The sequence below is a fragment of the Trabulsiella odontotermitis genome, from assembly GCF_030053895.1.
Lineage (GTDB): Bacteria > Pseudomonadota > Gammaproteobacteria > Enterobacterales > Enterobacteriaceae > Trabulsiella > Trabulsiella odontotermitis_C.
In genome coordinates this window covers 2,524,667-2,538,744 of the sequence record NZ_CP125781.1, presented here as the reverse complement: position 1 = coordinate 2,538,744, position 14,078 = coordinate 2,524,667, and the positions used below count along the sequence as shown (strand labels likewise).

Genomic DNA, 14,078 nt, shown 5'->3' with positions numbered 1-14,078 from the left:
CCTGAGCGAAAGGCTCAGGCCGCCAGCACCCGTTCCAGCGCTTTCTGCGCTGTCACGAGGTGTTCCCCGCCAAACAGAATCGCTCTGTTCAGTAAGGTGTAAAGTTGATAAACCGGCTGGCGATCGAGAAAACCGTTGGGCAACGGCGAGATCGACTGATAACCATCGTAAATCTGTGGCGGTTGATCAGGGTGCAATGGCAGCATCGCCAGGTCACACTCTCTGTCGCCCCAGTAACAGGCCGGGTCGAAGATATACGGGCCATCAGGCCCCAGCGCGCAATTGCCGGACCACAAATCGCCGTGCAGAAGCGAAGGCTGTGGCTGGTGGTTACTCAGGCGTTGCTGAATATGGCCGACAATGGCATCGATATTGCCAAACGCCATGCCTTTTTCCGCCGCCAGTTCCAGTTGCCAGCCAATACGCTGTTCAGCGAAGAACGTTGACCAGCGGCGCTGCCAGGCGTTGGGCTGCGGCGTGGTGGAGAGATCGTTGTCGAAGTCGAGACCAAACTGCGGCTGGTCACTCCATTCGTGAAGATGGGCAAGCTGTTGGCCCAGCAGGAACGCACTATGGGCATCGAGTGGGCGGGGAGGGAGAAATTCCATCACCAGAAAGCTGTAGTCGCGATCGCTGCCGACGGCATACACTTCCGGGACACGCACTGTTTTGCTGCGTGAAAGCAGCTCAAGTTGATCGGCTTCCGCCGTGAAAATGGGCAGAAGCTCCCGCTCATCGCATTTGACGAAAAAATCCTTACCGCGATAGCGCAGATGCCATGCAGCGTGAATTTCTCCTCCTGGTAATTCATTACGCAACTCAATATCGCCGCTTCCAAATTGCTCGCTTAACAGGCCACTGATAGCTTGCCACATGATGCCTCTCCCATGTTTACTGCCATTTCAGAAGGTTAGCGCATAAATGCGGTGAAAAAACTCGAACTAACGCACAACTGAGCACTTTTAAGCGGCAAATGTTATTATTTTGTGCTTGCCTGCCATGCTTCAAAGGTGGTGATGTCGATATCGGGTTTGCGATTGAGCGCGGCTTCGGCAAGCCCGGCGGCGAGTTCGCGAACCTCTTCTTCGCTGAGCGGGCTGATAAAACCAAAGGTGTTGGTGCCAAGATCGTGAACTTTGCCGTCGTCATCGGTCAGCGTGAGCAAAAAACCACCGCGTGACAGATGATTATTAAGCTCGTTGATCTGGGTTAGCGCGTCCTCTTTAAAGCTGAACGTCACCACGTAACGGGTAATTTCTCCACTCACGATTCACCTCTTTGTAATTCATGGATTTATCTAGCATAGTCCAAAGTGCCGGGCTGACCTCATCACTGCCGGAGATAATCATAAATTTTGCGGGTGTTCTCCAGCGAGCACAGACGCGTGCCCTGATTGATAGTGGCCGCGCTACCTGCCGCGACGCCAAAGCGAACCATATCTTCCAGGCTGGCATTTTCGGCAAGTTTAAGCGTCATGGCGCCCACCATGCTGTCGCCCGCCCCGACGGTGCTCTGGCTTTTTACTGGTGGCGGAACCACCTGTACGCAGTCGCTGGCATCAACGCCGAGCGCACCCTGCGGCCCCAGTGAGACGATCACCCGCAGTGCTTTTCCGGAGTGGACTATCTCTTGTGCGGCTTTGCGGACATCGTCAGGCTGCGTCAGTTCGCGCTGCACCAGTGCGCTGAGCTCTTTCTGGTTTGGTTTAACCAGCTCAATATGACCAATGTCCAGCGCCGCGACGAGGGCATCGCCGGAGCTGTCCACTACGCAACGAATGCCGTTATGCTGCGCGGCTTTGATTAACTGCACCAACCGTTCTGTTTTGACGCCAGGCGGCAGACTGCCGCTGATCACCAGAATGGCGCCTTCTTCTATTTGCAGCACTTTTTCTTCGAGCTGACGAAACTCATCTTCGTTTAAGGCGGCGCCGGGCATCACAAAACGGTATTGCTCACCGCTGGACTCCACATGCACATGCAGGTTCTGTCGCGTCCAGTCGCGAGCGTCAACTGTATCAACCGGGACATTTTCATCGGCTAACAGGGAGACCAGGTGTTCGCCGGTCGCGCCGCCTGCCGGGAAGATGGCAGTGGCTCTGCCGCCCAGAAAAGTAATAGCCCGAGCGACGTTAATGCCGCCACCACCGGGTTCAAATACCGGCGCGCTGCAGCGGAGTTTCCCTTCGGGATAAATCTGCGGGGTGAGCGTTGCGCAATCGAGAGACGGGGCCAGGGTGAGTGTATAAATATTCGCCATTATTATTACCTCCTGAGATGACCCATAAGTGAAATCTTTTTAAGCCTGGCACTGAATATCCAGGAAAGGAAGAAATAATAGCCTGATTTACAAGTATTTAAACGCAAAGCAGGGTTTTTATCTTTATGAAATAAAACGAGTTTTGAGATCGTTCTTATTCAAAAAATGAAATAAGAAGTCATTGCTATGTTATTCGGGCCTTTTTATAATTTCTTACCTTTCTCTGGAACTTCCCGCGTTGATCCTCATGAAAGTTTCCGGGACCGTATTGGTCTCTTTTTTTGTTGTACGGACTCTTAATAAATGAAGCTTTTAAAGACAGTACCCGTGGCAGCCTTGCTGGCGGGGGGCTTGTTTGCGTCGATGCACGCGACAGCAGATGATACCGTTTTTACTGTCATGGATGACCCTTCTACTGCAAAGAAACCTTTTGAAGGTAACGTCAACGGCGGTTATCTCGCTCAGTCTGGCAATACCAAAAGTTCTTCCCTGACTGCAGATTCCACAATGACCTGGTATGGCGAATCCACCGCCTGGTCATTATGGGGGAATGCGAGCAATACCTCGTCCAATGATGAACGCTCTTCTGAGAAATATGCGGTAGGCGGCCGTTCGCGTTACAACATGACCGATACAGATTACCTGTTTGGTCAGGCGAGCTGGTTGACTGACCGTTACAACGGCTATCACGAACGCGATGTCCTGACCGCTGGTTATGGTCGTCAGTTTATGAATGGCCCGGTTCACAGCCTGCGTTTTGAATTTGGTCCGGGTGTGCGTTACGACGAATATACTGACGGCGATAGTGAAACCCAGCCGTTGGGTTATGCGTCCGGCACGTATGCCTGGCAGATGACAGATACCACCAAATTCACGCAGGGTGTTTCCGTTTTTGGTGCTGATGACACGACGATAAACTCTGAAACTGCGCTCAATGTGGCGATTAACGATCACTTCGGTCTGAAAGTCGCTTATAACCTGAGCTGGAATTCCGAGCCGCCATCAACCGCGCCAAGCCATACCGATCGCCGTACCACGGTATCTTTGGGATACAGAATGTAATATATCGGGCCGGCTCCCGGCCTGATTGCTGTTTATCCCCAAATCATTGCGGCCCAGCGCAGCAGAAGCATGGCGCCGCAAATTGCGATTAGCACCACCACCATTTTCCAGTGTTTGCTGGCAAATCGTTTTGTTGACATCGGCTCCCCTCGCAGTTGTTTCCTTTAAAATAGCTTATCGCAGACGACATCAATGAGAGATGAACCGGAATCAGGGTTTTATCCCATAGAAATCATGTGTAGACTAGGGGCTGGTTTTATCAAAAGACGGATGTAGGAGGCATGACGCGGCAAACGTCATTTCTCATATTTCGCAGAGTGAAGCGGGAATCAATCCACCCCCTTTTGATAATGTTCATCATATTATTTTGTATGTGCTCTTTCGTGTGGGGCACCACTGCAAATAAGGATATATCATGCCTGTAATTACTCTTCCTGATGGCAGCCAACGCCATTACGACCACGCAGTAAGCCCAATGGATGTTGCTCTTGATATCGGACCGGGACTGGCGAAAGCCTGTATCGCGGGTCGTGTTAATGGCGAACTGGTTGATGCTTCCGATCTCATCGATACCGATGCCCAACTGGCAATCATCACCGCGAAAGACGATGACGGTCTGGAAATCATTCGTCACTCCTGCGCGCACCTGCTTGGTCATGCCATTAAGCAACTGTGGCCGAACACCAAAATGGCGATTGGTCCGGTAGTGGACAACGGTTTTTATTACGATGTGGATATTGACCGAACCCTGACCCAGGAAGATCTCGACGTGCTCGAAAAACGTATGCATGAGCTTGCCGAGAAAAACTACGACGTCATTAAGAAGAAAGTCAGCTGGCACGACGCGCGTGAAATGTTTGTGAAGCGCAATGAGCCATATAAAGTCTCTATTCTTGATGAAAACATTGCCCATGATGACAAGCCTGGCTTATATCATCATGAAGAATATGTCGACATGTGCCGCGGCCCGCACGTACCTAATATGCGTTTCTGTCATCACTTTAAACTGATGAAAACCGCAGGCGCTTACTGGCGTGGCGACAGCGACAACAAAATGCTGCAGCGTATTTACGGCACCGCGTGGGCAGATAAAAAAGCGCTGAATGCGTATCTGCAACGCCTGGAAGAAGCCGCGAAGCGCGACCATCGTAAAATCGGGAAGCAACTCGACCTGTACCATATGCAGGAAGAAGCGCCGGGCATGGTGTTCTGGCACAACGACGGCTGGACCATCTTCCGTGAACTGGAAACGTTTGTTCGCAGCAAACTGAAAGAGTACCAGTATCAGGAAGTCAAAGGTCCGTTCATGATGGACCGTGTGCTGTGGGAAAAAACCGGCCACTGGGACAACTACAAAGATGCGATGTTCACCACCTCGTCTGAGAACCGTGAATACTGCATCAAGCCGATGAACTGCCCGGGGCATGTTCAGATCTTCAATCAGGGTCTGAAATCCTACCGTGATCTACCGCTGCGTATGGCGGAGTTTGGTAGCTGCCACCGTAACGAACCGTCAGGCGCGCTGCATGGTCTGATGCGTGTCCGTGGCTTCACGCAGGACGATGCGCACATCTTCTGTACAGAAGACCAGATCCGCGATGAAGTGAACGCCTGCATTCGTATGGTCTACGATATGTACAGCACCTTTGGCTTCGACAAAATCGTCGTCAAGCTTTCCACTCGCCCCGAAAAACGTATCGGTAGCGATGAAATGTGGGATCGTGCTGAGGCGGACTTAGCCGTCGCGCTCGAAGAAAACAACATCCCGTTTGAGTATCAACTGGGTGAGGGCGCGTTCTACGGTCCGAAAATTGAGTTTACCCTGTATGACTGCCTCGATCGTGCATGGCAGTGCGGTACGGTACAGCTGGACTTCTCTCTGCCGTCTCGTCTGAGCGCCTCTTATGTGGGCGAAAACAACGAGCGTCAGGTTCCGGTCATGATTCACCGCGCGATTCTTGGGTCGATTGAACGCTTCATCGGCATTCTGACCGAAGAGTTCGCTGGCTTCTTCCCAACCTGGCTTGCGCCAGTGCAGGTCGTGGTCATGAACATCACCGATTCACAGTCTGATTACGTTAACGAATTGACCCGTAAACTGCAAAATGCGGGTATTCGGGTAAAAGCAGACTTGAGAAATGAGAAGATTGGCTTTAAAATCCGCGAGCACACTTTACGTCGTGTCCCGTATATGCTGGTCTGTGGTGATAAAGAGGTGGAAGCTGGCACTGTGGCCGTTCGCACCCGCCGCGGTAAAGACCTTGGCGTCATGGGCGTAGAGGAAGTGATTGAGAAGCTGCAACAAGAGATTCGCAGCCGCAGTCTTCAACAACTGGAGGAATAAGGTATTAAAGGCGGAAAACGAGTTCAAACGGCACGTCCGAATCGTATTAATGGCGAGATTCGCGCCCAGGAAGTTCGCTTAACAGGTCTGGAAGGTGAGCAACTGGGGATTGTGAGTCTGAGAGAAGCAATCGAAAAGGCTGAGGAAGCTGGAGTAGATTTAGTTGAAATCAGCCCTAACGCCGAACCGCCAGTTTGTCGTATCATGGACTACGGCAAGTTCCTTTATGAAAAGAGTAAATCTTCTAAGGAACAGAAGAAAAAGCAAAAAGTTATCCAGGTTAAGGAAATTAAATTCCGTCCTGGTACAGATGAAGGCGACTATCAGGTAAAACTCCGCAGCCTGATTCGCTTTCTGGAAGAGGGTGATAAAGCCAAGATCACACTGCGTTTCCGCGGTCGTGAGATGGCGCACCAGCAGATCGGTATGGAAGTGCTTAATCGCGTGAAAGACGATCTGACAGAACTGGCAGTGGTCGAATCCTTCCCAACGAAGATCGAAGGCCGCCAGATGATCATGGTGCTCGCTCCTAAGAAGAAACAGTAGGCCTTCAAGTAGCAACGGCTGTGAGGCTTTCGGGCCCCACAGCTTTTGTTCGCCTGGGTTTCGTTTATTAACAATGCGAAGTGGAAGTTATTAAAATGCCAAAAATTAAGACCGTACGCGGTGCTGCTAAGCGCTTCAAAAAAACCGGTAAAGGTGGTTTTAAGCACAAGCACGCTAACCTGCGTCATATTCTGACCAAAAAAGCTACCAAGCGTAAACGTCACCTGCGCCCGAAAGCCATGGTTTCCAAAGGCGATCTGGGTCTGGTCATCGCGTGCCTGCCGTACGCATAAGCCGTTAACGTTTATTAACTTTTTTAACTTGAATAGAGACAGGAGAGCATCATGGCTCGCGTAAAACGTGGTGTAATTGCACGTGCACGTCACAAGAAAATTTTGAAACAAGCTAAAGGCTACTACGGTGCGCGTTCACGCGTATACCGCGTTGCCTTCCAGGCTGTTATCAAAGCAGGTCAGTACGCTTATCGTGACCGTCGTCAGAAAAAGCGTCAGTTCCGTCAACTGTGGATTGCGCGTATCAACGCAGCAGCACGTCAGAACGGTATTTCTTACAGCAAATTCATCAATGGCCTGAAAAAAGCCTCTGTTGAAATCGACCGTAAGATCCTGGCTGACATCGCTGTATTCGACAAAGTGGCATTCACTGCCCTGGTTGAAAAAGCGAAATCAGCACTGGCATAAGCCAGTTGAAAGAGGGAGCTTGTCTCCCTCTTTTCATTTCAACGGCATAGCCCATTGACATTTGACTGGTAAGACTTTTCAATAAGGTTTACCCCATTACCACTAAGGTAACGCAAGCATGAATGCTGCTATTTTCCGCTTCTTTTTTTACTTTAGCACCTGAATCCAGGGGGCTAGCGCGTGAAAGAAGAAACGAAAAACAGCGCCAGAAAGCCTCCACTATGGAGGCTTTTTTGCTTTTGGATAGAGCGAAATAATTACCATAGACGGTGTCTGCACCGACACAACGAGGAAACCCATGTCACATCTCGCAGAGCTGGTTGCCAGTGCGAAGGCAGCCATTAATCAGGCTTCAGATGTTGCCGCGTTAGATAACGTACGCGTCGAATATCTGGGCAAGAAAGGGCATCTGACCCTCCAGATGACAACCCTGCGCGAACTGCCGCCTGAGGAACGTCCAGCGGCAGGTGCGGTCATCAACGAAGCGAAAGAGCAGGTTCAGCAGGCGCTGAACGCGCGTAAAGCGGATCTGGAAGGCGCTGCGCTGAATGCCCGTCTGGCTGCAGAAACGATCGACGTTTCGCTGCCGGGCCGCCGTATTGAAAACGGGGGCCTGCACCCGGTCACCCGTACTATTGACCGTATTGAAAGTTTCTTCGGCGAGCTCGGTTTTACCGTCGCGACTGGCCCGGAAATCGAAGACGATTACCATAATTTCGATGCGCTGAACATTCCTGGCCACCATCCGGCCCGCGCCGACCACGATACTTTCTGGTTTGACGCGACGCGTCTGCTGCGTACCCAGACCTCTGGCGTGCAGATCCGCACCATGGAACACCAGCAACCGCCTATTCGCATCATCGCGCCGGGCCGCGTCTATCGTAACGACTACGATCAGACGCACACCCCGATGTTCCATCAGATGGAAGGGCTGATCGTTGATAAGAACATCAGCTTTACCAACCTGAAAGGCACGCTGCACGACTTCCTGCGTAACTTCTTTGAAGAAGATTTGCAGATTCGTTTCCGTCCGTCTTATTTCCCTTTCACCGAACCGTCTGCCGAAGTTGATGTGATGGGTAAAAATGGCAAATGGCTGGAAGTGCTGGGTTGCGGCATGGTGCATCCGAACGTACTGCGTAACGTCGGTATCGATCCGGAAATTTACTCCGGTTTCGCCTTCGGGATGGGCATGGAGCGCCTGACCATGTTGCGTTACGGTGTCACCGACTTACGTGCATTCTTCGAAAACGATCTGCGTTTCCTCAAACAGTTTAAATAAGGGCAGGATATAACAATGAAATTCAGTGAACTGTGGTTACGCGAATGGGTCAATCCGGCCATCGACAGCGTCGCACTCTCCGACCAGATCACCATGGCGGGTCTGGAAGTAGATGGCGTTGAGCCGGTCGCGGGCGCATTTAACGGCGTGGTGGTGGGTGAAGTGGTTGAGTGCGGCCAGCATCCGAACGCTGACAAACTGCGCGTGACGAAAGTAAACGTCGGCGGCGAACGCCTGCTGGACATCGTCTGCGGTGCGCCAAATTGCCGTCAGGGGCTGAAAGTGGCGGTGGCGACCATCGGTGCCGTACTGCCGGGCGATTTTAAAATCAAAGCCGCGAAACTGCGGGGTGAACCGTCTGAAGGGATGCTGTGCTCCTTCTCCGAACTGGGGATTTCCGACGATCACAGCGGCATTATCGAACTGCCGGCAGATGCGCCGATTGGCATCGATATTCGCGAATACCTGAAGCTCAACGATACCACCATCGAAATCAGCGTGACGCCGAACCGTGCAGACTGCCTCGGCATTATCGGTGTCGCCCGTGACGTCGCGGTACTGAACCAGCAACCGCTGGTTGAACCGGAAATGGCGCCGGTAGCGGCAACCATCAGCGATACGCTGCCCATCAGGGTAGAAGCGACCGATGCCTGCCCGCGCTATCTGGGCCGTGTCGTCAAAGGTATCAACGTTAAAGCGCCAACACCGCTGTGGATGAAAGAAAAGCTGCGTCGCTGCGGTATTCGTTCCATTGATGCGGTGGTTGATGTCACGAACTATGTACTGCTTGAACTGGGCCAGCCGATGCACGCCTTCGACCGTGACCGTATCGACGGCGGGATCGTAGTGCGTATGGCGAAGCCGGGCGAAACCCTGGTACTGCTGGATGGCAGCGAAGCAAAACTGGATACCGACACGCTGGTGATTGCCGATCACGGTAAAGCGCTGGCGATGGGCGGCATCTTTGGCGGCGAACATTCCGGCGTAAACGGCGACACGCAGAACGTCCTGCTGGAATGTGCGTTCTTCAGCCCGCTGTCGATCACCGGTCGCGCGCGCCGTCATGGCCTGCACACCGATGCGTCTCATCGCTATGAGCGTGGCGTTGATCCGGCGCTACAATACAAAGCAATGGAGCGCGCCACCCGTCTGCTGATCGACATTTGCGGCGGCGAAGCGGGTCCGGTAATTGATGTTACCGATGCTGCCACACTGCCGAAACCAGCGACTATCCTGCTGCGTCGCAGCAAACTGGATCGCCTTATCGGCCATCATATTGCCGATGCGCAGGTTAGCGATATCCTGCGCCGTCTGGGCTGCGACGTGACCGAAGGCCAGGACCAGTGGCAGGCGGTGGCGCCGAGCTGGCGCTTCGATATTTCAATCGAAGAAGATCTGGTGGAAGAAGTGGCGCGTATTTACGGCTACAACAATATCCCGGATGAGCCGGTTCAGGCTGGTTTGATCATGGGAAGCCACAAAGAAGCGAATTTGTCGCTCAAGCGCGTGAAAACGTTGCTGAACGATAAAGGCTACCAGGAAGTGATCACCTACAGCTTCGTTGACCCGAAAATTCAGCAGTTGATCCACCCGGGTGAAGAGGCGCTGATCCTGCCAAGCCCTATCTCCAGCGAAATGTCCGCCATGCGCCTGTCGCTGTGGACCGGCCTGCTGGGCACCGTGGTCTATAACCAGAACCGCCAGCAGAGCCGTGTGCGTATCTTCGAAACTGGCCTGCGTTTTGTACCGGATACCCAGGCAAACCTCGGCATTCGTCAGGATGTGATGCTGGCGGGGGTGATTTGTGGCAACCGTTATGAAGAGCACTGGAACCTGGCAAAAGAGACCGTTGATTTCTATGATGTAAAAGGCGATCTCGAATCCGTGCTGGATTTGACCGGTAAACTGGCTGACGTTCAGTTCAAAGCGGAAGCCAATCCGGCACTGCATCCGGGACAGTCTGCGGCGATTTATCTGAAAGGCGAACGTATTGGTTTCATTGGGGTTGTTCATCCGGAACTCGAACGTAAACTGGATCTGAACGGTCGCACTCTGGTGTTCGAACTGGAGTGGAACAAGCTCGCAGACCGCGTGGTGCCTCAGGCTCAGGAGATTTCTCGCTTCCCGGCGAACCGTCGCGACATCGCTGTTGTGGTCGCTGAAAACGTTGCGGCAGCGGATATTCTCACCGAGTGTAAGAAAGTTGGCGCAAATCAGGTAGTTGGCGTAAACTTATTTGACGTGTACCGTGGTAAGGGTGTAGCGGAGGGTTATAAGAGCCTTGCTATCAGCCTGATCCTTCAGGATACCAGCCGTACACTCGAAGAAGAGGAGATTGCCGCTACCGTTGCCAGATGTGTAGAGGCATTAAAAGAGCGATTCCAGGCATCATTGAGGGATTGAACCTATGGCGCTTACAAAAGCTGAAATGTCAGAATATCTGTTTGATAAGCTTGGGCTTAGCAAGCGGGATGCCAAAGAACTGGTAGAGCTGTTTTTCGAAGAGATTCGTCGTGCTCTGGAAAATGGTGAGCAGGTGAAACTCTCCGGTTTTGGTAACTTTGACTTGCGTGATAAAAATCAACGCCCGGGGCGCAACCCGAAGACGGGCGAAGATATTCCCATTACAGCCCGGCGTGTGGTGACCTTCAGACCCGGACAGAAGTTAAAGAGCCGAGTCGAAAACGCTTCGCCCAAGGCAGAGTGATCTGAACTAACTAAAAAGGCCGCTTCGCGGCCTTTTTTCTTTTCTGCGGCAGACAGTCACCGTAAAATCAAACACCTTGCTGCCTGGTTAATGGAAATTATGCTCTCCTGGGTTCGACTTCAACAACAACGAAACCGACGCTGGCTTCTCGCGTTGCTGCTGATACTGGCGGTTGCGACGATGCTCAGTCTTTGCGCGGGCGATCAGTGGATCGCGCCGGCAGACTGGTTCAGCGCGAAAGGGCAACTGTTTATCTGGCAGATCCGCCTGCCGCGTACGCTGGCGGTATTGCTGGTCGGGGCGGCGCTGGCGCTTTCCGGCGCCATTATGCAGGCGCTGTTTGAAAACCCGCTTGCCGAACCCGGCCTGTTGGGTGTATCCAATGGGGCTGGCGTCGGCCTGATTGCCGCTGTGCTGCTCGGGCACGGTCTGTTGCCTGGCTGGGTACTGGGCCTGTGCGCCATCGCTGGCGCGCTGCTCATCACCTTTATTTTGCTGCGCTTTGCCCGTCGCCATCTCTCAACCAGCCGCCTGTTGCTGGCCGGGGTTGCACTCGGGATCATCTGCAGCGCCATTATGACCTGGGCGGTCTATTTCTCGACTTCCTTCGATCTGCGCCAGTTAATGTACTGGATGATGGGCGGCTTTGGCGGTGTGGACTGGCAACAGCTATGGTTGATGATTGCGCTGATCCCGGTCATGGTATGGGTCAGCGGCCAATCACAGCCGTTGAATTTACTGGCACTGGGGGAAGTCTCCGCGCGTCAACTTGGTTTGCCGCTGTGGCTGTGGCGCAAATTGCTGGTCATCGCTACAGGCTGGTTGGTAGGCGTCAGCGTTGCGCTGGCGGGAGCTATTGGATTTATCGGTCTGGTCATTCCTCACATCCTGCGGCTGTGCGGCCTGACTGATCACCGGGTGCTGCTGCCGGCTTGCGTACTGGCCGGGGGAAGCGCGTTACTGATGGCGGATGTGATTGCGCGTCTGGCGCTTTCTGCCGCTGAACTGCCCATCGGCGTGGTCACCGCCACACTGGGCGCTCCGGTCTTTATCTGGTTACTCTTAAAATCGGGTCGTTAAGAACCACAGACAATGAGGATGCTATGCAAAACGATATTCTGAACACCGAAGTTACCACCATCGACGGCGAGAAAACTACGCTGGAAACCTGGCGCGGAAAGGTTCTGCTGATCGTCAACGTCGCATCAAAATGTGGCTTAACGCCGCAGTATGAGCAACTGGAGGCTATCCAGAAGAAATGGCAGGAAGAGGGATTCAGCGTGCTGGGCTTTCCCTGCAATCAGTTTATGGGTCAGGAGCCAGGCAGTGAAGAGGAGATCAAAACTTTCTGTTCGACCACCTACGGCGTGACGTTCCCGATGCTGAGCAAAGGCGACGTCAACGGTGAACACCGCCATCCGCTGTATCAGAAACTGGTCAAAGCCGCACCCGTGGCAATTGCCCCGGAAGGTAGCGGTTTTTACGAACGTATGGCCAGCAAAGGGCGCACACCGCTCTACCCGGACGATATCCTGTGGAATTTCGAGAAATTCCTCGTGGGTCGTGACGGGCAGGTGATTCAGCGCTTCTCACCGGATATGACCCCGGACGATCCCACTGTCACAAACGCCATCAAACAGGCGCTGGCGAACTAATGACGCTCCTGATGCAGCTGCATCATGTCGAGGAAACGGCTCGCCTTGGGCCGTTTTCTGCTGACGTGCAGGGTGGGGAGATCCTGCATCTCGTTGGTCCAAACGGTGCAGGGAAAAGCACGCTGTTAACACGAATGGCGGGGCTGAGTGCAGGCAAAGGCCAGGTAGCCTTCAATGGCAGAGATCTCGTAAGCTGGTCCGAAACCGAACTGGCGCACCATCGTGCGTATCTCACGCAGCAGCAGACACCGCCATTTGCGATTCCGGTCTGGCAGTATCTGATGCTCCATCAGCACGATAAATCGCAGAGCGTTCTGCTGAATAAAATGGCCAATGCGCTGGGGCTGACCTCAAAACTGGGGCGCCAGACCAACCAGCTTTCCGGTGGCGAATGGCAACGCGTACGTCTGGCGGCGGTGATGCTGCAAATCCATCCTGAAGGCAACCCGCAAGGGCAGCTTTTACTGCTTGATGAGCCGATGAACAGCCTTGATGTGGCGCAGCAGGCGGCGCTGGATGGCTTGCTGAATCAGCTTTGCGAGGCGGGTATTACGGTGGTGATGAGCAGTCACGATCTCAATTATTCGCTGCGCACTGCCCATCGCGTCTGGTTAATGCGTGACGGCAAACTGATCGCCAGCGGGAAAAAAGAAGAGGTATTAACGCCGGAACATCTTTATCAGGCCTGGCAAATGTATTTTCAGCGGCTGGATATATCCGGACATCAGATTCTGATTTCAACGCTGCCACACGAAAGGTCTCTTGCCAGTTAATCATTAACCACGCTAAATTATTATTAAAATAAAAGACAGAGGAACCGCGGACATGCGTTTCTGGTTTATTTTGCTGGTGGCATTCATTCTTGCAGGATGCAGCAGCCATCGCGCGCCACCGCCTAATCCACGGCTTTCTGACTCGATTGCCGTCATCGCCGGTCTGAATGATCAGTTGCAGAACTGGCGGGGAACCCCTTATCGCTATGGCGGCATGAACCGTCGGGGCGTTGATTGCTCCGGATTTGTGGTCATGACGTTCCGCGATCAATTTGAGATGCAATTGCCGCGTGAAACTCGCCAACAAGCGAATGTGGGTACAGAAATAGACAAAGATCAGCTGTTACCCGGCGATCTGGTATTCTTCAAAACTGGCTCTGGCGCCAATGGTTTGCATGTCGGCATTTATGATACCGACAACACCTTTATTCATGCATCAACGAGTCAGGGCGTCACTCGTTCCTCACTGGATAACGTCTACTGGCGGAAAAATTTCTGGCAGGCGAGACGAATTTGATCATGTCAGAAAAGGGACTTTGCGTCCCTTTTTTGTTATCGGTAGAAAACATTAATATAACATTTTCGCTCTATTCTCTTTTGCAATGATTTGCATTAGGTAAAACGGTTGATTGTCTAAACATGCAGGTATGCATTACAATATAATAAATGTTTTGTCTCAGGGATACCGTTATTCTAAAAAGGAACGGATGAAATTATCTATAATAAAATCAATTAGCTCGCGTTGCTTT

The 14,078-nt window shown here is 52.7% G+C and carries 17 protein-coding genes and 1 other annotated feature; of the genes, 13 read left to right on the top strand and 4 right to left on the bottom strand.

Annotated features, from left to right (window positions below; genetic code table 11):
• Nucleotides 1-14: 14 nt before the first annotated feature.
• From QMG90_RS12175 to pfkB, 3 genes are all read right to left on the bottom strand, one after another.
• The gene (locus QMG90_RS12175; RefSeq protein ID WP_283279878.1) at nucleotides 15-875 is read right to left on the bottom strand and encodes a fructosamine kinase family protein; all 861 of its coding nucleotides are present in this window, start codon (nucleotides 873-875) and stop codon (nucleotides 15-17) included.
• Nucleotides 876-979: 104 nt separating this feature from the next.
• Nucleotides 980-1,270 (bottom strand): type V toxin-antitoxin system endoribonuclease antitoxin GhoS, encoded by a 291-nt coding sequence (gene ghoS / locus QMG90_RS12170; protein WP_283283950.1) that lies wholly within the window; start codon nucleotides 1,268-1,270, stop codon nucleotides 980-982.
• Nucleotides 1,271-1,329: 59 nt separating this feature from the next.
• Nucleotides 1,330-2,259 carry a 6-phosphofructokinase II gene (pfkB, locus tag QMG90_RS12165; RefSeq protein WP_283279877.1) on the bottom strand — a complete coding sequence of 310 codons (930 nt, stop codon included), beginning with the start codon at nucleotides 2,257-2,259 and terminating at the stop codon, nucleotides 1,330-1,332.
• A 303-nt stretch (nucleotides 2,260-2,562) separates the two neighbouring features.
• Between pfkB and QMG90_RS12160 the strand changes: the two genes are divergently transcribed.
• Nucleotides 2,563-3,321, top strand: a complete 759-nt coding sequence (locus QMG90_RS12160) for a DUF481 domain-containing protein (RefSeq protein ID WP_049850070.1) — start codon at nucleotides 2,563-2,565, stop codon at nucleotides 3,319-3,321.
• Nucleotides 3,322-3,353: 32 nt separating this feature from the next.
• On the opposite strand, the gene yniD is transcribed toward QMG90_RS12160, so the two are convergent.
• Complete coding sequence (yniD, locus tag QMG90_RS12155) at nucleotides 3,354-3,461, bottom strand: small membrane protein YniD (protein ID WP_156964005.1); 108 nt, start codon at nucleotides 3,459-3,461, stop codon at nucleotides 3,354-3,356.
• Between the two features lie 275 nt (nucleotides 3,462-3,736).
• Between yniD and thrS the strand changes: the two genes are divergently transcribed.
• The 12 genes from thrS to QMG90_RS12095 all read left to right on the top strand — a co-directional run bounded on the left by thrS (nucleotide 3,737) and on the right by QMG90_RS12095 (nucleotide 13,846).
• Nucleotides 3,737-5,665 carry a threonine--tRNA ligase gene (gene thrS, locus QMG90_RS12150; protein WP_283279873.1) on the top strand — a complete coding sequence of 643 codons (1,929 nt, stop codon included), beginning with the start codon at nucleotides 3,737-3,739 and terminating at the stop codon, nucleotides 5,663-5,665.
• 3 nt (nucleotides 5,666-5,668) lie between these two features.
• Entirely contained in the window at nucleotides 5,669-6,211 is a 543-nt protein-coding gene (gene infC / locus QMG90_RS12145; RefSeq protein ID WP_072011887.1) for a translation initiation factor IF-3, read from the top strand.
• A gap of 95 nt (nucleotides 6,212-6,306) precedes the next feature.
• Nucleotides 6,307-6,504, top strand: coding sequence for a 50S ribosomal protein L35 (gene rpmI / locus QMG90_RS12140; RefSeq protein WP_001124225.1), 198 nt, complete (start codon nucleotides 6,307-6,309; stop codon nucleotides 6,502-6,504).
• A gap of 51 nt (nucleotides 6,505-6,555) precedes the next feature.
• Nucleotides 6,556-6,912, top strand: a complete 357-nt coding sequence (gene rplT, locus QMG90_RS12135) for a 50S ribosomal protein L20 (RefSeq protein ID WP_006820206.1) — start codon at nucleotides 6,556-6,558, stop codon at nucleotides 6,910-6,912.
• Between the two features lie 113 nt (nucleotides 6,913-7,025).
• Nucleotides 7,026-7,150: a sequence feature (Phe leader region), on the top strand.
• On the top strand, nucleotides 7,031-7,075 hold the full coding sequence (pheM, locus tag QMG90_RS12130) for a pheST operon leader peptide PheM (protein ID WP_001386830.1): 45 nt from the start codon (nucleotides 7,031-7,033) through the stop codon (nucleotides 7,073-7,075). Its footprint overlaps the feature before it by 45 nt.
• Nucleotides 7,151-7,210: 60 nt before the next feature.
• Entirely contained in the window at nucleotides 7,211-8,194 is a 984-nt protein-coding gene (gene pheS / locus QMG90_RS12125; RefSeq protein WP_283279872.1) for a phenylalanine--tRNA ligase subunit alpha, read from the top strand.
• 15 nt (nucleotides 8,195-8,209) lie between these two features.
• Nucleotides 8,210-10,597: a phenylalanine--tRNA ligase subunit beta gene (gene pheT / locus QMG90_RS12120; RefSeq protein WP_283279871.1), complete on the top strand. Its 2,388-nt coding sequence runs from the start codon at nucleotides 8,210-8,212 to the stop codon at nucleotides 10,595-10,597.
• A gap of 4 nt (nucleotides 10,598-10,601) precedes the next feature.
• Entirely contained in the window at nucleotides 10,602-10,901 is a 300-nt protein-coding gene (gene ihfA, locus QMG90_RS12115; RefSeq protein ID WP_006820203.1) for an integration host factor subunit alpha, read from the top strand.
• 99 nt (nucleotides 10,902-11,000) lie between these two features.
• Nucleotides 11,001-11,981, top strand: a complete 981-nt coding sequence (btuC, locus tag QMG90_RS12110; protein ID WP_283279870.1) for a vitamin B12 ABC transporter permease BtuC — start codon at nucleotides 11,001-11,003, stop codon at nucleotides 11,979-11,981.
• Between the two features lie 23 nt (nucleotides 11,982-12,004).
• Entirely contained in the window at nucleotides 12,005-12,556 is a 552-nt protein-coding gene (locus QMG90_RS12105; RefSeq protein WP_283279868.1) for a glutathione peroxidase, read from the top strand.
• Entirely contained in the window at nucleotides 12,556-13,329 is a 774-nt protein-coding gene (gene btuD / locus QMG90_RS12100) for a vitamin B12 ABC transporter ATP-binding protein BtuD (RefSeq protein ID WP_283279867.1), read from the top strand. Before QMG90_RS12105 ends, btuD begins: the two co-directional genes overlap by 1 nt.
• 52 nt (nucleotides 13,330-13,381) lie before the next feature.
• A complete protein-coding gene (locus tag QMG90_RS12095) occupies nucleotides 13,382-13,846 on the top strand; it encodes a C40 family peptidase (RefSeq protein WP_054180820.1) in 465 nt (154 codons plus the stop codon).
• The last annotated feature ends 232 nt before the right edge of the window (nucleotides 13,847-14,078 follow it).